This window comes from Arthrobacter sp. 10T425, assembly GCF_056393985.1.
The window spans coordinates 1-19,378 of record NZ_JBFTGZ010000005.1; the positions used below are offsets into that span (position 1 = coordinate 1).

At 69.2% G+C, this 19,378-nt stretch carries 19 protein-coding genes; 12 read left to right on the top strand and 7 right to left on the bottom strand.

Annotated elements, in window-relative coordinates:
* The 4 genes from AC1DDH_RS07385 to AC1DDH_RS07400 form a co-directional block, all read right to left on the bottom strand.
* Window positions 1-756: DUF222 domain-containing protein (locus tag AC1DDH_RS07385; RefSeq protein WP_476955166.1), on the bottom strand; the 756-nt coding region annotated here is incomplete at its 3' end.
* Between the two features lie 167 nt (window positions 757-923).
* Window positions 924-1,226, bottom strand: coding sequence for a hypothetical protein (locus tag AC1DDH_RS07390; RefSeq protein WP_476848746.1), 303 nt, complete (start codon window positions 1,224-1,226; stop codon window positions 924-926).
* A gap of 57 nt (window positions 1,227-1,283) precedes the next feature.
* Window positions 1,284-1,508: a DUF3107 domain-containing protein gene (locus tag AC1DDH_RS07395; protein WP_028278253.1), complete on the bottom strand. Its 225-nt coding sequence runs from the start codon at window positions 1,506-1,508 to the stop codon at window positions 1,284-1,286.
* A gap of 61 nt (window positions 1,509-1,569) precedes the next feature.
* Window positions 1,570-2,265, bottom strand: a complete 696-nt coding sequence (locus AC1DDH_RS07400) for a TetR/AcrR family transcriptional regulator (protein ID WP_374208359.1) — start codon at window positions 2,263-2,265, stop codon at window positions 1,570-1,572.
* Window positions 2,266-2,373: 108 nt separating this feature from the next.
* Between AC1DDH_RS07400 and moeB the strand changes: the two genes are divergently transcribed.
* Both moeB and AC1DDH_RS07410 read left to right on the top strand, forming a co-directional pair.
* Entirely contained in the window at window positions 2,374-3,597 is a 1,224-nt protein-coding gene (gene moeB / locus AC1DDH_RS07405; RefSeq protein WP_476931170.1) for a molybdopterin-synthase adenylyltransferase MoeB, read from the top strand.
* Between the two features lie 85 nt (window positions 3,598-3,682).
* Window positions 3,683-4,768 carry an SDR family NAD(P)-dependent oxidoreductase gene (locus tag AC1DDH_RS07410; RefSeq protein ID WP_476955167.1) on the top strand — a complete coding sequence of 362 codons (1,086 nt, stop codon included), beginning with the start codon at window positions 3,683-3,685 and terminating at the stop codon, window positions 4,766-4,768.
* 38 nt (window positions 4,769-4,806) lie between these two features.
* Here AC1DDH_RS07410 and AC1DDH_RS07415 read toward each other — a convergent pair whose 3' ends face one another.
* Window positions 4,807-6,189: a glutamyl-tRNA reductase gene (locus AC1DDH_RS07415; RefSeq protein ID WP_476946853.1), complete on the bottom strand. Its 1,383-nt coding sequence runs from the start codon at window positions 6,187-6,189 to the stop codon at window positions 4,807-4,809.
* Between the two features lie 170 nt (window positions 6,190-6,359).
* On the opposite strand from AC1DDH_RS07415, the gene hemE reads away from it, so the two are divergent.
* The 10 genes from hemE to hemL all read left to right on the top strand — a co-directional run bounded on the left by hemE (window position 6,360) and on the right by hemL (window position 17,799).
* Window positions 6,360-7,532 carry a uroporphyrinogen decarboxylase gene (gene hemE, locus AC1DDH_RS07420; RefSeq protein WP_476858909.1) on the top strand — a complete coding sequence of 391 codons (1,173 nt, stop codon included), beginning with the start codon at window positions 6,360-6,362 and terminating at the stop codon, window positions 7,530-7,532.
* A gap of 4 nt (window positions 7,533-7,536) precedes the next feature.
* Window positions 7,537-9,081, top strand: coding sequence for a protoporphyrinogen/coproporphyrinogen oxidase (locus tag AC1DDH_RS07425; protein ID WP_476955168.1), 1,545 nt, complete (start codon window positions 7,537-7,539; stop codon window positions 9,079-9,081).
* Window positions 9,082-9,373: 292 nt separating this feature from the next.
* The gene (locus AC1DDH_RS07430) at window positions 9,374-10,177 is read left to right on the top strand and encodes a hypothetical protein (RefSeq protein WP_476955169.1); all 804 of its coding nucleotides are present in this window, start codon (window positions 9,374-9,376) and stop codon (window positions 10,175-10,177) included.
* A gap of 158 nt (window positions 10,178-10,335) precedes the next feature.
* Window positions 10,336-11,082: a hydrogen peroxide-dependent heme synthase gene (gene hemQ / locus AC1DDH_RS07435; protein WP_028277195.1), complete on the top strand. Its 747-nt coding sequence runs from the start codon at window positions 10,336-10,338 to the stop codon at window positions 11,080-11,082.
* Window positions 11,079-12,362: a ferrochelatase gene (locus AC1DDH_RS07440; protein WP_476955170.1), complete on the top strand. Its 1,284-nt coding sequence runs from the start codon at window positions 11,079-11,081 to the stop codon at window positions 12,360-12,362. The genes hemQ and AC1DDH_RS07440 overlap by 4 nt, the downstream gene beginning before the upstream one ends.
* Window positions 12,359-13,357 carry a hydroxymethylbilane synthase gene (gene hemC / locus AC1DDH_RS07445; RefSeq protein ID WP_476858905.1) on the top strand — a complete coding sequence of 333 codons (999 nt, stop codon included), beginning with the start codon at window positions 12,359-12,361 and terminating at the stop codon, window positions 13,355-13,357. Before AC1DDH_RS07440 ends, hemC begins: the two co-directional genes overlap by 4 nt.
* 19 nt (window positions 13,358-13,376) lie before the next feature.
* Window positions 13,377-14,345: a uroporphyrinogen-III synthase gene (locus tag AC1DDH_RS07450; protein WP_476955171.1), complete on the top strand. Its 969-nt coding sequence runs from the start codon at window positions 13,377-13,379 to the stop codon at window positions 14,343-14,345.
* Entirely contained in the window at window positions 14,342-15,325 is a 984-nt protein-coding gene (gene hemB / locus AC1DDH_RS07455) for a porphobilinogen synthase (protein WP_476955172.1), read from the top strand. The genes AC1DDH_RS07450 and hemB overlap by 4 nt, the downstream gene beginning before the upstream one ends.
* Complete coding sequence (locus AC1DDH_RS07460; protein ID WP_476873233.1) at window positions 15,322-16,422, top strand: LLM class flavin-dependent oxidoreductase; 1,101 nt, start codon at window positions 15,322-15,324, stop codon at window positions 16,420-16,422. Before hemB ends, AC1DDH_RS07460 begins: the two co-directional genes overlap by 4 nt.
* A 45-nt stretch (window positions 16,423-16,467) precedes the next feature.
* On the top strand, window positions 16,468-17,799 hold the full coding sequence (gene hemL / locus AC1DDH_RS07465; protein ID WP_476955173.1) for a glutamate-1-semialdehyde 2,1-aminomutase: 1,332 nt from the start codon (window positions 16,468-16,470) through the stop codon (window positions 17,797-17,799).
* 79 nt (window positions 17,800-17,878) lie between these two features.
* Here the strand turns inward: hemL and AC1DDH_RS07470 are convergent, their stop codons facing one another.
* Both AC1DDH_RS07470 and AC1DDH_RS07475 read right to left on the bottom strand, forming a co-directional pair.
* The gene (locus AC1DDH_RS07470) at window positions 17,879-18,616 is read right to left on the bottom strand and encodes an amino acid ABC transporter ATP-binding protein (RefSeq protein WP_028277189.1); all 738 of its coding nucleotides are present in this window, start codon (window positions 18,614-18,616) and stop codon (window positions 17,879-17,881) included.
* Window positions 18,613-19,377 (bottom strand): amino acid ABC transporter permease, encoded by a 765-nt coding sequence (locus tag AC1DDH_RS07475; protein ID WP_028277188.1) that lies wholly within the window; start codon window positions 19,375-19,377, stop codon window positions 18,613-18,615. The genes AC1DDH_RS07470 and AC1DDH_RS07475 overlap by 4 nt, the downstream gene beginning before the upstream one ends.
* Window position 19,378 lies beyond the last annotated feature (1 nt).

Below are 19,378 nucleotides of genomic sequence, written 5' to 3' on the forward strand. Positions count from 1 at the left end.
GGGGTCCAGGGCGAGCGTGATGACGGTCGCGGCCCGGGAGGCGACCTCGCCGGCCGCGACGGCGGCTCCGAGCTCCGGGTGCACGGGCGGGATGGGCCGGCCGGCGAGTCCCTGCCGGGGCAGCAGCGTGTCGGCCAGGCAGAGCCGGCGCCTGGCCTCCGCGGCGCTGATCCGCAGCCGCGCCCGCAGGAACTCCACCGTGTTCCGGTACCCGTCATCCAGCACCGATTCCGGCACCGCCGGCTCACCCGTTCCGGGGCTTCCGGCGGGAGCCGCCGCAACGGACGTGCCGGAGGGAGCCAAGGACAAGGACGTGCCGGAGGGCTCCGCAGCAGCGGACGTGCCCGCGGGAGCCGAGGCCAAGGAGGCGCCGGCGGGTTCCGCGGTTCCGGGTGCGCCGGTCTGCCACCCGCCGGGGCTCTCACGCCAGCCCGTGGTCCACCCGGTGACCGCCCCCGTTACAGCCCCCGTGGCCGTGGCGGCGGACTGCTTCCTGGTCCGGTCCACGGCGGCCGCCGCGACGAGCTGCAGATACTCCACCGCGCGGGAGACTTCCTCCACGCCGCCGGCGAAGTCCGACGCGGCCCGGAAGCCCCACGACCCCGCATCCTCCGCGGCCGTCGAACCCACCGCCCGCAGCGCGGCCAGGGCGGCGTCCATACCGGATTGCCCGACCGGGGCTGCACCCCGCTCCGTGCCCTGCGCCTCGTCCCCGCAGGCGGTGAAATCCCTGATGAAATCCCTGACGGCTTCCATGGCTCGAGTCTATTTGAGGGCTCCGACAAAAGTGATGGGCACAGTTCCGCCTCGGAATGACTCCGGTACGGCGCACTCGGCCGAACCCCAAATGAACTGTGACCACGCACCCCGTTGGGTGCGTGGTCACAGTTGCGCGCCGAAAACAGCTGCGCGGGGCTAACGAACTAGAGCTTCAGGATGCCCGTGAGTCGCTCGGTGTCCTGCCGCGTCCGGGCCCTGCCGAGGTACACCACGGCCGCGATCGAGGCCGCAGTGCCCAGGACCATCGGCAGGATCCATGGGATCCAGGTCAGGCCCGGCTGGTAGCCGAATCCGGCCGCTATGAAGATGATCCAGCTGAGCATACCGACGGATGCAGCGACTCCCGCGGGGACGGCGACGCCGTACTTCTGGTGCCGCTTGTCGTTGGCCCACACCACGAAACCCGCAGCCACGGTCACCATGGCGACCACAATCAGGGAAAGCATTCAGGACACCTCACGATGTAGAAACTGCGATGAAGGACGGTGGTGGGAAGAACGGGGCTAGAGGGCACCGAAGCCGACGCGGCGGGCCTCTTCTGCGCCGATTTCCACGTAGCCCAGAACATTGGCGGGGACGATCACCAGGCGGCCTTTGTCGTCCGTCAGCCGCAGTTCGCTGCCCTTGGCGATCGCGTCGCCAACTACCTTGGCGACGGCTTCGGCATCCTGCGCCGATTCGAGGACAATTTCGCGGCCAATGTTTTGAATACCAATCTTTACTTCCACAGCAAGGCCTCCCAGCCAATCAACGTCCAAAAAATGTCTAAGGTCAATCTCTAGTTGTAGTCTAGGTCTCTTTGGGGAAGCGGGAGATTCCGCGCCAAGCTAAACGGTAGATGAGGTCACTGGCTACATCGAGATCCAGGTTCCCGTCCGTTTCCAGCCAATACCGTGCGCTCACGTGGGCCATGCCGGCGAGTCCGCGGCCCAGCAGCTGGGCCTCCAGCTCAGGCAGTTTGGTGTCCTCGGCGATGACGTGAGCGACGGCGTCGGCGAAGGTCTTGTTGAACGTTTCCAGCCGCGCGCTGACGTCGGGATCGTTAATCAGGTCCGACTCGAAGACGAGCCGGTGGGCCTGGTCGTCGTGCGCGATGAAGCGGAAGTAGGCGCGCATGACGGCCTGGACGCGCTCGTCATTGTCGGTGGTGGAGTTCAGGGCGCCAAGCAGGAGGTCGGTCAGCTTGCTGAGGTGGCTGTCCAGCAGAGCCAGGTAGAGGTCCCGCTTGGAGGGGAAGTGCTGGTACAACACCGGCTTGCTGACGTGGGCGGTCTCGGCGATCTCGTCCATGGCGGCACCGTGGTAGCCGTTCGCCACGAAAACTTCCTGCGCGGCCGCCAGCAGCTGAGCCCGGCGTTCGTCGCGGGGGAGGCGGGCCGAGCGTTGTCCGCTCCGGGGCTGCCCTGCCGTCGGCTTGCCGGACTCGTCCCGCTCCAACGGTGCCTGATGAACCACTGTCGGCCTTCTTTCCCTTATCCACCCCATTGCGCGCAATGGCAATCATTTGCATTTTGTACTGAACTACCTTGCACTCAATTACACCTTACGCGCGGGTAATATGACCTGGTGGTATCTTCGGGCATAGATTGAAGTATGGCTTCCAAGTTCACCGCCGCCGGTGCCCCCGCAACCCCCCAGACGAAGCTGGATCCGCAGCCCGGACCGCTGGTCGACCCGGCTGCGGACCTCAGGCCGGACGAGGTGGAACGCTACTCGCGGCACCTGATCATTCCGGAGATCGGCGCGATCGGCCAGCGACGCCTCAAGAACGCAAAAGTCCTGGTGATCGGTGCCGGTGGCCTCGGCTCCCCGGCCCTGCTCTATCTCGCCGCCGCGGGGGTCGGCACCCTTGGCATCGTCGATGACGACGACGTCGACCTCAGCAACCTCCAACGCCAGATCATCCATGGTGTCGAGGATGTGGGCCGGCCGAAAATCGAGTCCGCCCGCGACGCCATTAAGGCCCTGAACCCGCTCGTGGACGTCCGGCTGCACAACGTCCGGCTCGACGCGTCCAACGCACTGGAGCTCTTTGCCGGCTACGACCTGATCCTCGACGGCGCCGACAACTTTGCCACGCGCTACCTCGTCAACGACGCCGCCGCCATCCTCGGCAAGCCCTACATTTGGGGATCGATTTTCCGTTTCGACGGCCAGGTCAGCGTCTTTTGGGAACAGTTCGGGCCCACCTACCGGGACCTCTACCCGGAGGCACCCCCGCCCGGATCCGTGCCGTCCTGCGGCGAAGGCGGCGTGTTCGGCATGCTGTGCGCCGCCGTCGGAGCGCTGATGGTGACCGAGGCGGTCAAACTGATCACCGGCGTCGGCCGGTCCCTGCTGGGCCGGCTGGCGCTCTATGACGCTCTGGGCGGCACCTGGCGCGAGATCAAGGTGACCAAGGACCCGGCGGCAGCACGAATCACCGAACTCACCGATTACGAGGCCTTCTGCGGGATCACTCCAACGGCGGATGCCGGTACCGAGCACACCGTGACGGCGACCCAGCTCGCCACCATGCTGGCCTCCCGCAAGGCCGGCCTCAAAGACTTCCACCTCGTGGACGTGCGGGAGCAGGGAGAATACGAAATCGTCCGCATTGAGGGGTCGGAGCTGATCCCGCAAGGCCGCATCCTTGCCGGCGAGGCGTGGCAGGAACTGCCCCAGGATGCCGAAATTGTCTTCCACTGCAAGGCCGGAACACGATCCGCCGCCGTCCTGTCCGCAGCCCGCGCCGTCGGGTACGAGCGCGTCAGCCACCTCGAAGGCGGCATTCTCGCCTGGGTACGGGACGTGGAGCCCGGGAAACCGGTGTATTGAGCCGCGGCGGCCCATATGGCCAGCAAGGCTGCGATACCGCACAACATGCTCCGCCGAGCGGCGCCCTAAAACGAAAGGCCTGGTCATGAGCGAGGAAAATGTCGTGAGAGAGGAAGACGCCGTGAGCCAGGAAAATACAGTGACGTCCCAGCGCAAGATTGGCTCCGGGTTCGGCCGGGATTCGACGGCGGCTGACGTCATTGCCGGCATCGACCTGACCGGGAAGACCGCTATTGTCACGGGAGGCTACTCGGGGCTGGGCCTGGAGACCGTGCGGGCGCTGGCCTCCGCCGGCGCCACCGTCGTGGTGCCGGCCCGGCGGCCCGAGCATGCCCGCGACGTCCTGGCCGCGGCGGGGCTGACGCCGGCAACGGCTGGCGGCGGCGTCAGCGTTGCCGAACTGGAAGTTGCCGAATTGGACCTGGCGGACCAGGACAGTGTGAAGGAGTTCGCCGCCGGCTTCCTGGCCGGCCCGGCACTTGGCGCGGCGCCGGGCTCAGGCCGCAGCCTGGACATCCTCATCAACAACGCCGCCATCATGGCAAGTCCGGAGCAAAGGGTGGGACCCGGCTGGGAATCACAGTTCGCCACGAACCACCTGGGCCATTTTGCCTTGACCAACCTGCTGTGGCCGGCGCTTGCCGCGGCGCAGGGAGCCCGCGTGGTCTCGCTCTCCTCGACCGGCCACAAGCTCTCGGCCATTCGCTTCGATGACATCAATTTCGACGCCGGCTACGACAAATGGCGTGCCTACGGCCAGGCCAAGACGGCGAACGCGCTCTTCGCCGTCCAGCTCGATGCCCTGGGCCGCAACTTTGGCGTGCGCGCCTTCGCAGTACATCCCGGCGGGATCATGACGGAGCTGCAACGGCACCTGCCGCGGGAGGAGATGATCGCCGCGGGCTGGATGGACGAGCACGGCAAACTCGACCCGCGCTTCAAGACACCCGCGCAGGGCGCCGCCACCTCGGTCTGGGCCGCAACCGCGCCGGCGCTCGAAGGAATGGGCGGCGTCTACTGCGAGGACTGCGACATCGCCGAAGCCACGGTGCCGGGATCGCCCGAAGCCAGGATCAGGGGAGTGGATGCCCACGCGGTGGACCGGGAGGCGGCCACTAGGCTGTGGCAGGTGTCGGCCGAAATGACCGGGATCAACGCTTTCCCCGAATAATCCAGGGATGAGCCGCGGCGCGGGGAGGCGCGGGGCAGCTACGCGGTTTCGCGGATGTCGCCCGCTGCGGGGCCGGGGTTATGGGCACCGGGGTTGTGGACAGCGGCATTGTGGTCCACAGGGCAAGCCCCGGAACCGGCGGCACCTGCAACCGTTGCGCCGGCGGTGGGCTCCACCGTGATGCCGTACAGCGCCTCAAGACCGGCAATGTAGGCGTCCTGCTGTCCGTTGGAGGCCAGTTCGCGGGCCCGGACGGTGGGGACGTGGAGAAGCTGCTTCACCATGCGGCGCAGGGCAAATTCGACTTCTTCGGCGGCGGCCGTGCAGCCGTGCCGGGCCCGAACCTTTTCCATTTCCGCATCCAGGACGTTCATCGTGTGGCGGCGCAAGGCGACGATCGCCGAGTCGACGCTCCTGGCCTCGCGCTCCTGCTCGAAGGCGCTGGCCGCCCCGGCCACGATGCTGCTGGCCTGTTCGAGCGACTCGGCCTGTTCCTGCGGTGCGGCCAGCCGGACCGATTCCAGCGTCAGCAGTTCGACGCCGTCGAGGTCGCCGACGGCGGGGTCGAAGTCATGGGTCAAAGCGAGATCGATCGCGATCAGCGGCTGGGGCGAGTTCGCCCGGATCCGGGCGAGTTCGTCCGCTTCGACCCGGCTGTCGGAGCCGCTGCAGCCGATCATGACGTCGGCCCCGGCAACTGCGCCCGGAAGCGTGTCCTCGTTCAGTGCCGTGCCGCCCCGGGTGGCGACGAAGCTGGCGGCGCGGCCGGAGGAGGAATAAACAGAGACATCGGTGCAGCCACGTTCACGCAGCAGGGACATGGTGGCACCGGCATAGGCGCCGGTCCCGAAGACGACGGCTTTCTTGGCGGACCAGTCCGGGTTTTCCGACAGGTCAGTGGCGAGGTCCAGGGCCACGGAAACGATGGAGAGCCCGCGCGAACCCAACGCCGTCTGGGCGCCGACGTCCTTCGCGGTCTTGGACGCGGCCTGGAACAGCCTGACCAGGCCGGAGCTGGCGGTGCCCTCGTGCTGGGCCGTGATCAAGGCGCGGCGCACCTGCCCGGCAATTTCCCGTTCGCCCACCACGGCGGAGTCCAGACCGGAGCTGACCGAGAAGAGGTGCTGGCTGACCTCGGCGCCGGTGCGGGTGCTGAAGGCGCGGGAGACGAGCTGATCGTTGAGTCCGCTGGCGCCGCTGATGTGGGTGATGAGGGCCGCCCGGGCGGCGGCGACGGCGTCCGGATGGGGGGCTTCGCCGTAGATTTCAAGGCGGTTGCAGGTGGCAAGGACAACGGCACCCGCCACGGCCGGCGATCCGGCGAGGGCGGATGTGGCGATCCCTGAAGCACCGGTGCTCAACTGAGCAACGGTTTCGAGGTCGATGTCGGCGTGTGTAGCCACCAATGAAAAAAGAACCACAGCATCACCATCATAGCTTTTTCGCGCCCGTGTAGAACAACTGTCCGGGCGTGGGCTCAGGCACCCTGGCCTGTGATTCCCGCCACGACGTGGCACTCGGGGCCGGTGTCAGAGCCGGCGTGACAGGCTGTCGTTATCTTTTGGGCACAAATTTGGGCACAATCGAAGTCATGACTCCAAGCGCTGCGGCACGTGCCGGCACGACCACATTCAGTACGTCCGACAACGGCACAGCCGGCAATGCAGCCATTGACGGCGCCGCCACAGACGTCGCCGCCCGCGGCCTCGATGCCGGCCACCCGCTGATGGACGGCCGCACCGCGGATTCGCCGCTGATCACCGCCTACCGCGGCGGCAAGCCCTCCCGCCGTCCCGTCTGGTTCATGCGCCAGGCCGGCCGCTCACTGCCCGAATATCTCAAGGTCCGTGAGGGCGTCGCGATGCTGGACTCGTGCCTGCGCCCCGAGCTCGCTTCCGAGATCACCCTGCAGCCGGTCCGCCGCCACGACGTCGATGCCGCCATCTTCTTCTCGGACATTGTCATCCCGCTCAAGCTGGCCGGCGTCGGAGTGGACATCGTGCCCGGCGTCGGACCCGTCCTGGACAAACCGGTCCGCACGGCCGCGGACGTTGCCGCCCTGCCGCAGCTGACCTGGGAGGCCTTGGAGCCCATCCGCGAAGCCGTCCGGCTCACGGTGGCCGAGCTCGGCAGCACCCCGCTGATCGGCTTCGCCGGTGCGCCCTTTACCCTCGCCGCGTACATGGTGGAAGGAAAGCCTTCCCGCGACCACCTCGGCCCGCGCACGATGATGCACGCCGACCCCGAAACCTGGACTGCCCTGGCCAACTGGGCCGCCGATGCCTCGGGGATGTTCCTCCGCGCACAGCTGGAAGCCGGCGCCTCCGCCGGCCAGCTCTTCGACTCCTGGGCCGGTTCGCTGGGACTGGCCGACTACCAGCGCTTCGTTGCGCCGGCGTCGTCCCGTGCCCTGGACCATGTCCGGCACCTGGGTGCACCCCTGATCCACTTCGGCACCGGCACCTCGGAACTGCTCGTCGCGATGCGCGACGTCGGCGTTGACGTCGTGGGGGTCGACTACCGGCTGCCGCTGGACGAAGCCAACCGCCGCCTCGGCGGCACCGTCCCGCTGCAGGGCAACATCGACCCGGCACTGCTTTCGGCACCGTGGGAAGTCCTCGAAGCCCACGTCCGAGAGGTGATCGCGGCCGGCTCCGCGGCGCCCGGGCACGTCCTGAACCTCGGCCACGGCGTGCCGCCGGAGACGGACCCTGAGGTGCTCACGCGCGTCGTCGAACTCATCCACTCCATCGCTCCGGAGTAGGGGCGTGGACGCAGGCGCCGCCGGGACTCCCGTGGAAGGTACCGCCGTCGTGATCGGGGGCGGGATTTCCGGACTGCTTGCGGCACGGGAATTCGCCCGGGCCGGGGTCCGCACCACCGTCCTGGAGGCCGGCGAGGCCTGGGGCGGCTGCGTCGGCAACCATGTCGTGGCCGGACTGACCCTGGACAGCGGCGCGGAGTCTTTCGCCACCCGCACCGCCGCCGTAGCCGATCTCGCCGCGGAGCTGGGGCTGGCCGGCGAGATCGTTGCGCCGAACCCCGGCGGGGCCTGGGTCCAGTTGCCTGACGGCCCCAGGGAACTGCCTAAGACCGGTGTGCTGGGCATCCCGGCGAGCCCGTGGGACCCGGAAGTCCGCCGGTCGTTGGGCCTGCTGGGATCGCTCCGCGCCTCCGTCGACGCCGTGCTGCCGGCCTCGCTGGGCACCGCTGCCGGGGCAACGAGCGTGTCAGCCCTGGTCCGCCGGCGGATGGGAAGGCGGGTCCTGGACCGGCTCGTCGCACCGGTGGTCGGCGGCGTCCACTCGGCCGACCCTTCCGTGCTCGACGTCGACATGGTGGCCCCCGGTCTGCGGGCCGGCATCCGCCAGCACGGTTCCCTCGCCGCCGCCGTCGCGGCCCAGCGCAGGGGAGCGGCGGCCGCCACGGGCAGACCCCCCGGACCAGCCGGACCGTCCGGACCAGCCGGACCGTCCGGAACAGGCCAGGCCGGCGGGCTCCAGAAGGCCGGTTCCGCCGTCGCCGGGCTGCGCGGCGGCATGCACACCCTCGTCGCCGCCCTGCTGGCCGATCTGCGTCAGCGCGGAGTCACCCTGCTGCCCGGCACCGCGGCCCGGTCAGTGCGGCGCACAGCAGACGGCTGGCGCGTGGCCACGGACCAGGCCACTTTCGACGCCGGGCTCCTCGCGGTTGCGGTCGAGGGTCCCGCCGCCATCGGGCTGCTTGAGGAGTCCCTGCCGGAACTTGCCGGCCACCGCCCCGATGCCGGACCCGACGTCAGCCTTGTCACGCTCGTGGTGGACCTCCCGGCCCTTGACGCGGCGCCACGCGGCACCGGCGTGCTTGTTGCGCCGCAGAGCCCGGGTGTGCAGGCCAAGGCGCTGACGCACGCCACCGCCAAATGGGCGTGGCTGGCGGAGCAGTCAGGCCCGGGACGGCATGTGCTCCGGCTCTCCTACGGGCGGAGTGCAGCTCCAGAGGCTGTTACTCCCCGGGCATTGCCCGAGCCCCGCGGCGGCGGACTGGCCGCGGCGCCGCGCTCCGACGATGAACTTTTCCGCGCAGCCCTGGCTGATGCGTCGGCCCTGCTGGCGGTGCCAGTCGGCGCCGGGGACGTGGCCGATTGGGACGTGGTCCGCTGGGCCGGCGCGCTGCCGTTTGCGTCCCTGGGCCACAGGCAGCGCGTCGCGGCCGTCCGGAGCGTCTGTGCCGCGGACGGCACGCTTGCCGTGGTGGGCGGCTGGCTGTCCGGCAATGGCCTGGCAGCGATCGTGGCCGACACCCCGCAGCAGGTCCGCACCCTGTTGTCCTGAACGTCGTCTTGAACGTGGCTGTGCTGAACGTGGCTGCGCTGAATGTGGTTGCCTCAATGTGCCTGCGCTGAATTCGGTGACCCTGAATTCGGTGACCCTGAATGTGGCTGTTCCGAACGAGGTTTCCGAGTCCCAAGCACAACTTCAGTCACAGGAATCACAGCGGTTCCAAAGGCACCCTGAACCCCTCCGGTCACGGCGGTTTCGTGCCGGAAATTCGCGGTTTTTGCAAGTTTTTCCTGCTGGTCGATTCCGGCTAGGCTCGATGACCATGTTTATTTTCAGGTCCAAGGTGTCAACAACGAAGACCGGCCGCCATCGGGGCCTTCGAAGCGGCGCGGCGGCGGTCGCGCTCGGGGCCGTACTGGCTGGCAGCGCCGGGGCTCCTGCCTCGCAGGCGGCCGCAGGGTTGTCCGCGGCGGCGTCCACCGCACCGTCCGCGCAGGGTTCGCTGACCCTCGGCCTCGGCGACGTGCTGGACAGCCTGCTGGGTTCCTCGACGACGCCGAGCCCCTCGCCGTCCGCCGGCTCGGGCGAGTCCTCCCCGTCGCAGCCGCCGCCGTCGCACGACAGCAGCCCGGAACCCAGCGACCCCGAGCCCAGCGACCCGGAACCCAGGGACCCCGAGCCCAGCAATCCCGAACCTACGGCCCCGCGCACCCCGCCCGCGACGGTTGCGCCGCCCGCCGGGCCGCAGGACCCCGCCGCGCCGCCCGCCGCCCCGGCTCCGGGAGCTCCCGCCGCAGGCGGATCCGCCGGGTCTGCCCCCACCGGACAGGCCCCCGGCCGGCCGGCACCGGGCAGCGTGGCCGCCGATCCACAGTCCGGCACCGCGGTGCCGGCCGCGGGCAACGGTGCCGGCGCGCCGGCGTCGGCCTCGACGTCGGCCACACCGCACCCGTCCCCAACTGGTTCAAACACAGCCGGCTGGACCCAGGCACCGGCTCCGGCCAAGGGCCACTCCGGCAACTCCTCCCTCGAGGCAACCTCGACGTTGGAACCGGCCGGCCTGTCCCCGCTGGTCGGCTGGGGCATCGGCCTGGTGGCGCTCTCGCTCGGCGCCGGCGCCGCGGTCCTCCGGATGCGCCGGAGCTGACAGGACCCGCCTCCCGCGGATGCGCCGGAGCTGACAGGACCCGCCTCCCGCGGATGCGCCCCCACCTCCCGCGCCCCGCATGTGAAATAAAGCACTTCTACGCGCTGTAGAAGTGCTTTTTTTCGACTTAGCTGGGGAGAGGAGGCAGACTGGTATGCATGAGCCACACTTCTGCCGAATCTGTCACTAAAACCGGAATGTCAGCCCCCGGAGAATCAGTCGCCGGGGCATCGGCGCCCGAAGATTCAACTGAGCAGTTCTTCACCCTTTGGACCGTATTCAAGCGGTCAGCGGACATCCTGCGCGGCGCCGATGCCGCTGAGGACTTCGAGGCCCTGATGAAAAGCCTCGCCGACGCCGGAGTTGTCCACCGCGGCAGCTACGACGTCTCGGCGATGCGGGCCGACGCGGACATTATGGTCTGGTTGCACGGTCCCCGGCCGGAAGCGCTGCAGCGGGCAGTGCGGGACATCCGGCGCAGCAAACTGTTCGCCGGCACCGAGATCGTCTGGTCCGCCATGGGCGTGCACCGGGAGGCCGAGTTCGCCAAGAACCACACCCCGGCGTTTTCCCGCGGCGTGGAACCGGCGGAATGGCTCTGTGTCTACCCCTTCGTCCGCTCCTACGAGTGGTACCTGCTCCCGGATGCCGAGCGCGGCGCCATGCTCCGCGACCACGGCATGCTGGGCCGCGATTTCCCCCAGGTCATCTCCAACACCGTCTCCTCGTTCGCCCTCGGCGACTGGGAATGGATCCTCGGACTGGAAGCCCCCGAGCTCGTGGACCTCGTGGACCTGATGCGCCACCTGCGCGCCACCGAAGCCCGGCACCACGTCCGCGAGGAAATCCCCTTCTACACCGGCCGCCGCGTCACCGCCGCCGAGATTGCCGAGGTCCTGGCATGAGCCCGCTCGATCCGCAGGAATCCGCCGCCCCGGTAACCGCCGTGAACACCGTCACCGAGGCCGGCCGGATGGCCCCCAAGGAGTACGACGCAGTGCTCCTCGCCTCCTTCGGCGGACCCGAAGGCCAGGAGGACGTCATCCCGTTCCTCCGCAACGTCACCCGCGGCCGCGGCATCCCCGACGAACGGCTCGAAGAGGTCTCGCACCACTACCGCGCCAACGGCGGCATCAGCCCCATCAACGGACAGAACCGTCAGCTCAAGGCCGGCATCGAGGCCGAACTTGCAGCCCGCGGCATCGCGCTGCCGGTGTTCTGGGGCAACCGCAACTGGGACCCGTACATCCCGCAGACCCTGCAGGAGATCTACGACGCCGGCCACCGCAAGGTGCTCATGCTCACCACGAGCGCCTACTCCTGTTACTCCAGCTGCCGCCAGTACCGCGAGGACATCGGCATGGCGCTGACCGAAACCGGGCTCGACGGCAAGCTCGAGGTCGACAAGGTGCGCCAGTACTTCGACCACCCCGGGTTCGTGGAGCCCTTCATCGAGGGCACCGCCGCCGGCCTCGCCGACGTCCGTGCCCAGCTGGCCGCCGCCGGCACCCCGGACGCCCCCGTGCACATCCTGTTCGCGACGCACTCCATCCCGACCCGCGATGCCGAGGCCGCCGGCCGGTCCGAGGGCGAGCCGCGCACTTTTGAGGAAGACTCCGCCTACGCCGCACAGCACCTGGCTTCCGGCACCGAGATCATCCGCCGGGTGGAAGACGCGACCGGCCTGACCGCACCCTGGTCCCTCGTCTACCAGTCCCGCTCCGGCGCCCCGCACGTGCCGTGGCTCGAACCGGACATCAACGACGCCATCGAGGAGCTCGCAGGCCAGGGCGTCAAGGGCATCGTGATTGTGCCGCTGGGCTTTGTCAGCGACCACATGGAAGTGGTCTGGGATCTGGACACCGAGGCGCTTGAGACCTGCGCCCGGCTGGAACTGGCCGCAACCCGCGTCCCCACGCCCGGAACGCACCGCAAGTTTGTCGCCGGGCTTGTGGACCTCATCTGCGAGCGGACCGTCGCGAACAACATCGCCGAGCGGCCGCACCTGACCACGCTCGGCCCCTGGTACGACGTCTGCCGTCCCCGCTGCTGCGCTAACTTCCGCGGCGAAAAGCCCACCATCGCCGGAGCCGACACCACCGTCGGGACCGGACACGATCCCTACCCGGCCGCACCTGTGGCTTCGGGTTCGGCTGCTGCGGCGGCGGGCCAGGGGACCGCATGAGCGTCCGGATCGGCACGCGCGCCAGCAAACTCGCCCTGACCCAGACCCAGCAGACCGCGGACCAGCTGGCCGCCGTCGGCGGGTTCCCCGTGGAGCTGGTCCATATCCGGACCGACGGCGACGTCCTCAAAGGCTCGCTGTCCCAGATGGGCGGTACCGGCGTCTTCGTCGCCGCGCTCCGCGACGCCCTGTTGCAGGACATCTGCGATATCGCCGTGCATTCGCTCAAGGACCTCCCGACCGGTCCGGCCCTCGGCCTGAGCCTCGCGGCCACACCCCAACGCGTCGACGTCCGGGACGTGCTGTGCGCCCGCGACGGGCTGAAGCTCGCCGACCTGCCGAGCGGCGCGAGCGTCGGCACCGGCTCCCCGCGCCGCGCGGCCCAGCTCCGCGCCGTGCGTCCGGACCTGGACATCCGCGACATCCGCGGGAACGTGGACACCCGGTTGGGACGCGTCCCCGGGCTGTCGGGCAACACGAACGACGCCGTCGTTGACGGCAAGTCAAACGACCTCGACGCCGTCGTGCTCGCAGCCGCCGGACTGCACCGGATCGGCCGGCTCGACGCGGTCAGCGAATACCTTGAGACGGACATCATGCTGCCGGCCGCCGGGCAGGGTGCCCTGGCGATCGAATGCCGCACCGCCGACGCTCCCCGCCGGGCCGGGTCCACGGAAGGCTCCCAGGGCGTGCTGGCGCAGGCCCTCGCGGCCCTCGATGATCCGGACACCCGGCTCGCCGTCACGGCCGAACGGGCTTTGCTGGCCCGGCTGGAGGCCGGATGCGCCGCCCCGGTGGGCGCCTACGCCTACCGCAAGGGCAGCATGCTGCACCTCGAGGCGGTGGTCTGCGCCGTCGACGGCACGGCAACCGTCCGCGACAAGAAAGCCACCGACGGCCTCACCGAAGTCGGGGCAACGCTGCTCGGGATCGAGCTGGCGGAAGTCCTGCTGGCCCGCGGCGCCGCGGACATCGCGGACCTGGCAGCTTCCTGAACCGCGGATCCACCACTTCATGGCACGGCACAGCGACCGCAACCACACGGGCGGCCCAACCGGCATGAGGGTGCCGGAGGGCGCCCGCGTGCTGGTAGCCCGCAGCCCGGACCGCGCGGGGGAACTCGTCACGGCCCTCCGCCGTGTCGGCGCCGAGCCGTTGCTGCTCCCGCTGATTGACTTTGAGCAGGCCAGCGACCAGCACTCCCTCGACGTCGCCTTCGACGCTCTCGGCGCCGGGGCCTACACGTGGCTCGTGATCAGCAGCGTGACCACAGTCCAGGCACTTGAGGCGAAAGCCGCGGAACGCGGCGCCTCCCTCAGCAGCTGGCTGCCCGGCAGCATCCTCGTGGCCACGATCGGCCCGGCGACCCGCCGTGAGCTGGAGTCCCGGGGCATCAGCGTCGACCTTGCGCCCACGGGCCAGCAATCCGGCACGGGCCTGCTCGACATCTGGCCCGCGAACCAGGGCAGCGTGCTCCTGCCCCAGGCGGACATAGCGGACCCGCGGCTCCGCAAGGGCCTCGAGGCCCGCGGTGCGGCCGTCCAGGCCGTCACCGCGTACAACACCGTCGACTATCCTGCCGATCCGCGCCGGGCCCTGCCCGCATTCCCGCCGGCCCCGCCACAGGCGACCTTGTCGCAGGGGATCAGTCCGGCCGGGCAGGACGCGCCGCCGCCCACCGTGCTCACCACGGCCGAGGCGAAAGCCGAAATCGGGGCCGGCCGGCTGCACGCCGTCGTCGCCGCCTCCCCGAGCGCCGCCCGCCGCATCCACGCGGACCTCGGCCCGCTGGGCACCTGCCGTTTCGTCGCCATCGGACGCTCGACGGCGGCCGAGGCGGCCTCCCTCGGACTCAGCGTCGACGCCGTCGCCGAAGAGCCGACGGCGTCCGGCCTGGTTGCCGCCGTCGTGCGGTCCCTTGACCACCAGCAGCCCCCACCGCCTCCGTCAGCCGCAGAGCCCTCAGCAAAGGACACCATATGAGCTTCCCGACCCACCGCCCCCGCCGGCTCCGCACCACCCCGGCCATGCGCCGGCTGACGGCCGAACACCGGCTCTCAGCCTCGGAGCTCATCCTGCCGGCCTTCATCCGCGAAGGCCTGAGTGAGCCCAACCCGATCGCCTCGATGCCCGGCGTGCAGCAGCACACCACCGATTCGCTCAGGCGTGCCGCGGCCGAGGCTGTCCAGCTGGGCGTCGGCGGCATCATGCTGTTCGGCGTCCCCGCCGTCCGGGACGCGCGCGGGACGGCGTCGCTGGACCCCGACGGCGTGCTGAACAAGGCCATCCGGGACGTCCGCGCCGAGGTCGGCGACGACCTCGTGGTCATGAGCGACGTGTGCCTCGACGAATTCACCGACCACGGCCACTGCGGTGTCCTGGACGCCAACGGCTACGTCGACAACGATGCCACCCTGGAAATCTACGGCCAGATGGCGGTTGCCCAGGCCGACGCCGGCGCCCACGTCCTGGGCCCGTCGGGCATGATGGACGGCCAGGTCGCCGTGATCCGGCAGGCCCTGGAGGACGCCGGGCACGCCAACACCGCGATCGTGGCCTATGCCGCGAAATATGCCTCCGCGTTCTACGGCCCGTTCCGCGAGGCCGTCGACTCACAGCTGACCGGCGACCGCCGCACCTACCAGATGGACGCCGCCAACCGCCGGGAGGCCATCCTCGAGGTGGACCTGGACCTGGCCGAAGGCGCCGACATGGTCATGGTGAAGCCTGCCATGAGCTACCTGGACATCCTAGCCGACGTCGCCGCCATGAGCCCGGTCCCCGTGGCTGCCTACCAGATTTCCGGCGAGTACTCGATGATCGAGGCCGCCGCCGCAAACGGCTGGATCGACCGCCGGGCCGCCATCACCGAGTCCGTCCTGGGCATCAAACGCGCCGGCGCCAACATGGTGCTGACCTACTGGGCGAGCGAGCTCGCCGGCTGGCTGAAGGAAATCCGATGAACACGGCCCCCGAATCCGCGGACGCCCCGCTCAAGTCCACACCCACCGCGCCGGTGGGGCCCAACCGCATCCTCCTGGGCCTGAACACGTTCGGCGATGTCGGGGTCTTCCCGGACGGCCATCCCGTCCCGCACGCCCAGGTGCTGCGCCAGCTCCTGGAACAGGCCGAACTCGCGGACCAGATCGGCCTGCACGCCTTCGCGGTGGGGGAGCACCACCGCCGCGACTTCGCTGTCTCCGCCCCGGAGGTATTCCTGGCCGCGGCGGCTGCCCGCACCAAGAACATCCGGCTCGGCTCGGCCGTGACAGTGCTCAGCTCCGATGACCCGATACGGGTGTTCCAGCGCTTCGCCACCGTGGACGCCATCTCCGGCGGCCGGGCAGAGGTCATGCTGGGCCGCGGGTCCTTCATCGAGTCTTTCCCGCTGTTCGGCCTGGACCTGGCGGACTACGAGGTCCTGTTCGAGGAAAAGCTCGAGCTCTTCGACAAGGTCCGGGCGCAGAAACCGGTCCACTGGGAGGGACGCACCCGGCCGGCCATCAGCGGCCTGAGCGTCTACCCGCCGCTGGAACACCACCTGCTGCCGACGTGGATCGGCGTCGGCGGCACGCCCGAGTCGGTGCTGCGCTGCGCCGAGTACGGCTACCCGATCATTTTCGCGATCATTGGCGGCCAACCGCGGTCCTTCGCGCCCCTCGCCAACCTCTACCGTGAGGCCATGGCCAAGTACGGGCACCCGATGCAGCAGATGGCCACGCATTCGCCCGGCCACGTTGCCGCCACGGATGAGGACGCCCGCGAGGAGTTCTTCCCGCACTGGCTACAGCAGCGGAACCGGATCGGGGCCGAACGCGGCTGGGGCCCGGCCAGCCGGGGCGAATTCGACGCGATGTGTACGCCCGAGGGAGCACTCTATGTCGGGTCACCGGAAACCGTGGCCGCGAAGATTGCCCTGCTCAAAAAGAACCTGGGGGTGGACCGCTTTGATCTCAAGTACAGCAACGGCACCCTGCCGCACACGGCCATGATGCGCTCCATTGAACTGTTCGGCACCGAAGTGGCGCCCCGCGTGGCCGCGTTGCTTGGCGCCAACTGAACTGGCCGCGAACTGACCTCGCCGCGAACTGAAAGAATAGGAACCATGACTTCCAGCATGCCTCGCAACGAGGAACTCTTTGACCGTGCCCGCCAGCTGATGCCGGGCGGCGTGAATTCGCCCGTGCGCGCCTTCGGCTCCGTGGGCGGGACGCCGCGGTTCATGGTGTCCGCCAAGGGTGCCTACCTGACCGACGCCGACGGTGCCGACTACGTCGACCTCGTCTGCTCCTGGGGCCCGGCGCTGCTGGGGCACGCCCACCCGGAGGTCCTGGCGGCCGTGCACGCCGCCGTCGACCGCGGTCTCTCCTTCGGCGCCTCCACACCGGACGAGGCCAACCTTGCCGCAATCGTCAAGGAGCGCGTCCCGGCCGCCGAGCGCGTCCGGATGGTCTCCACCGGCACCGAGGCGACCATGACGGCCGTCCGGCTCGCCCGCGGCTTCACCGGCCGCAATCTGATCATCAAGTTCGCCGGCTGCTACCACGGCCACCTCGACGGCCTCCTCGCCGCCGCAGGCTCCGGCCTGGCGACCCTCGCGCTGCCCGGCTCGGCCGGGGTCACCGCCGCGACCGCCGCCGAGACGCTCGTGCTGCCCTACAACGACCTCGGCGCCGTCGAAGCCGCCTTCGCCAAGCACGGTGACAGCATTGCCGCCGTCATCACCGAAGCCGCTCCCGCCAACATGGGCGTGGTCACCCCCGGCGACGGCTTCAACGCCGGCCTCTCCCGGATTACCCGCGAACACGGTGCCCTGCTGATCCTCGACGAGGTCCTGACCGGCTTCCGCACCGGCTACTCCGGCTACTGGGGCCTCACCGGCGGCGCCGCCGGTGCCGCCCAGCCGTGGACCCCGGACCTGCTGACATTTGGGAAGGTGATTGGCGGCGGCATGCCGACGGCGGCTCTCGCCGGACGCGCGGAGGTCATGGACTACCTGGCGCCGCTGGGCCCCGTCTACCAGGCCGGGACTCTGAGCGGTAACCCGGTGGCCATGGCCGCCGGGGTCGCGACCCTCACGCACGCCACCCCCGAGGTCTATTCGTTCGTGGATGCCCGCTCGCTGGAACTCTCCGCGGCGCTGTCCTCCGCACTCGATGCGGCCGGCGTGGACCACTCCATCCAGCGCGCAGGCAACCTGTTCTCCGTGGCCTTCGGCACGGGCGCCCGGGGTGTCCACAACTACGACGACGCCCAGGGCCAGGAAGTGTTCCGCTACGCCCCGTTCTTCCACTCCATGCTGGACTCCGGCGTCTACCTGCCGCCGTCGGTCTTCGAGGCCTGGTTCCTCTCCGCCGCGCACGACGACGCCGCGATGAACCGGATCTTCGACGCCCTGCCGGCAGCGGCTAAGGCGGCGGCCGGCGCCAAGCCGTAGCCTCAGCCCTTAAATGACTGATGGCACCCGCCGCTGCGGGTGCCATCAGTCATTTAAGCTGCCGTGACGCTGGAGCGAACTACAGAACGTCCGCGAGGAACCCCTGCAGCCGCTCGGTCCGCGGGCTGGTAAAGATCTGTTCCGGGGGACCGGACTCGACGACGACGCCGGCGTCCATGAACGTCACGGTGTCCGAGACATTGCGGGAGAAGCCCATCTCGTGGGTCACCACCACCATGGTCATGCCGCCCTTGGCGAGGTCGGCCATCAGCGCCAGCACACCCTTGACGAGCTCGGGGTCGAGGGCGGAGGTGGCCTCATCGAAGAACATCACCTCCGGCTTCATGGCCAGGGCGCGGGCAATGGCGACACGCTGCTGCTGGCCGCCGGAGAGATTGGCAGGACGCGCGTCGGCCTTGTGTTTGAGCCCCACCAGGTCGAGCTGCTCGAGTGCCTCGGCCCGGGCCTGCTCCGCCGGCAGCTTGCGCAGCTTCCGCAGCGCCAGCGAGACGTTGTCCACCACGGTCTTGTGCGGGAACAGGTTGAACTGCTGGAACACCATGCCGATCCGCTGGCGCAGCTCGTCCGGGTTGTCCTTCAGGACCGAGCGGCCATCGAGCAGGATGTCGCCCTGGTCCGGTTCGATCAGACGGTTCATGACACGCAGCAGCGTGGATTTTCCTGAGCCGGAGGGCCCGATCACCGAGGCAGTGGTGCCCTTCTCGACATGAAGGTCGATGCCGCGGAGGACATGGTTCGTGCCGAAGGACAAGTGCAGGTTCTTGCCGGTCAGCGAGCCGGAGGCGAATTCGCTCATGGCTGTGCTCCCTTCCCGATCAAGGCCGCGGCGTCGTCAGGCTGACGCTTCTCCGGACGGCCGGTGCGCAGACGCTTGTCGATGTAGTTGACCAAGTGGGTGAGCGGAACGGTCAGGATGAGGTACATGAACGCGGCGGCAACCAGTGGCGAGAGGTTTCCCGTATTGGCGGCGGCGTCGTTACCGATCCGGAAGATCTCGCGCTGGCTGGCGATCAGGCCCAGCAGATAGATCAGGGACGAGTCCTTGATCAGCGCGATGAACTGGTTGACCAGGGCCGGGAGCACGCGCCGGACGCCCTGTGGAATCACCACGAGGCGCATAGACGAGCCATAGCTGAAGCCCAGGGCCCGGGACGCCTCCAGCTGGCCCTTTTCCACGCTCTGGATGCCCGAGCGGAAGATCTCGCCGATGTAGGCCGCCGCCATGAGCGTCAGGGCGAAGATGGCCAGCGGGAACGGGTTCGTGGATCCGGTCGCTACCCGGACTATGGGTCCGAGCCCGAGGCCGATGAGGAGGATGATGACAATAGCCGGAACGCCGCGGAAGATGTCCGTGTAGATCCGGGAGAGCCACCGCAGCGGCGTCAGGCGGGACGTGCCCATGACGGCCAGGACCATGCCCAGGATGCACCCGAGCACGCCCGAGGAAACCGCCAGGATCAGGGTGTTGGGCAGGCCGAACATAATCATGTTCGGCAGGACGGCTGCCATCGCCTCCCAGTCAAAGAAGGTCTTTACGAGTTGATCGAGTGCATCCATG

Excerpts from the sequence above, each read along its gene's own strand:
- AC1DDH_RS07440 (WP_476955170.1), top strand. The coding sequence starts at position 11,079 with ATGAGCCCGCTCGATCCGCAGGAATCCGCCGCCCCGGTAACCGCCGTG.
- AC1DDH_RS07460 (WP_476873233.1), top strand. The coding sequence starts at position 15,322 with ATGAACACGGCCCCCGAATCCGCGGACGCCCCGCTCAAGTCCACACCC.
- hemE (WP_476858909.1), top strand. The coding sequence starts at position 6,360 with ATGACTCCAAGCGCTGCGGCACGTGCCGGCACGACCACATTCAGTACG.
- hemL (WP_476955173.1), top strand. The coding sequence starts at position 16,468 with ATGACTTCCAGCATGCCTCGCAACGAGGAACTCTTTGACCGTGCCCGC.
- AC1DDH_RS07470 (WP_028277189.1), bottom strand. The coding sequence starts at position 18,616 with ATGAGCGAATTCGCCTCCGGCTCGCTGACCGGCAAGAACCTGCACTTG.
- AC1DDH_RS07400 (WP_374208359.1), bottom strand. The coding sequence starts at position 2,265 with ATGGGGTGGATAAGGGAAAGAAGGCCGACAGTGGTTCATCAGGCACCG.
- AC1DDH_RS07390 (WP_476848746.1), bottom strand. The coding sequence starts at position 1,226 with ATGCTTTCCCTGATTGTGGTCGCCATGGTGACCGTGGCTGCGGGTTTC.
- AC1DDH_RS07475 (WP_028277188.1), bottom strand. The coding sequence starts at position 19,377 with ATGGATGCACTCGATCAACTCGTAAAGACCTTCTTTGACTGGGAGGCG.
- moeB (WP_476931170.1), top strand. The coding sequence starts at position 2,374 with ATGGCTTCCAAGTTCACCGCCGCCGGTGCCCCCGCAACCCCCCAGACG.
- AC1DDH_RS07450 (WP_476955171.1), top strand. The coding sequence starts at position 13,377 with ATGGCACGGCACAGCGACCGCAACCACACGGGCGGCCCAACCGGCATG.
- hemB (WP_476955172.1), top strand. The coding sequence starts at position 14,342 with ATGAGCTTCCCGACCCACCGCCCCCGCCGGCTCCGCACCACCCCGGCC.
- hemQ (WP_028277195.1), top strand. The coding sequence starts at position 10,336 with ATGAGCCACACTTCTGCCGAATCTGTCACTAAAACCGGAATGTCAGCC.
- hemC (WP_476858905.1), top strand. The coding sequence starts at position 12,359 with ATGAGCGTCCGGATCGGCACGCGCGCCAGCAAACTCGCCCTGACCCAG.
- AC1DDH_RS07410 (WP_476955167.1), top strand. The coding sequence starts at position 3,683 with ATGAGCGAGGAAAATGTCGTGAGAGAGGAAGACGCCGTGAGCCAGGAA.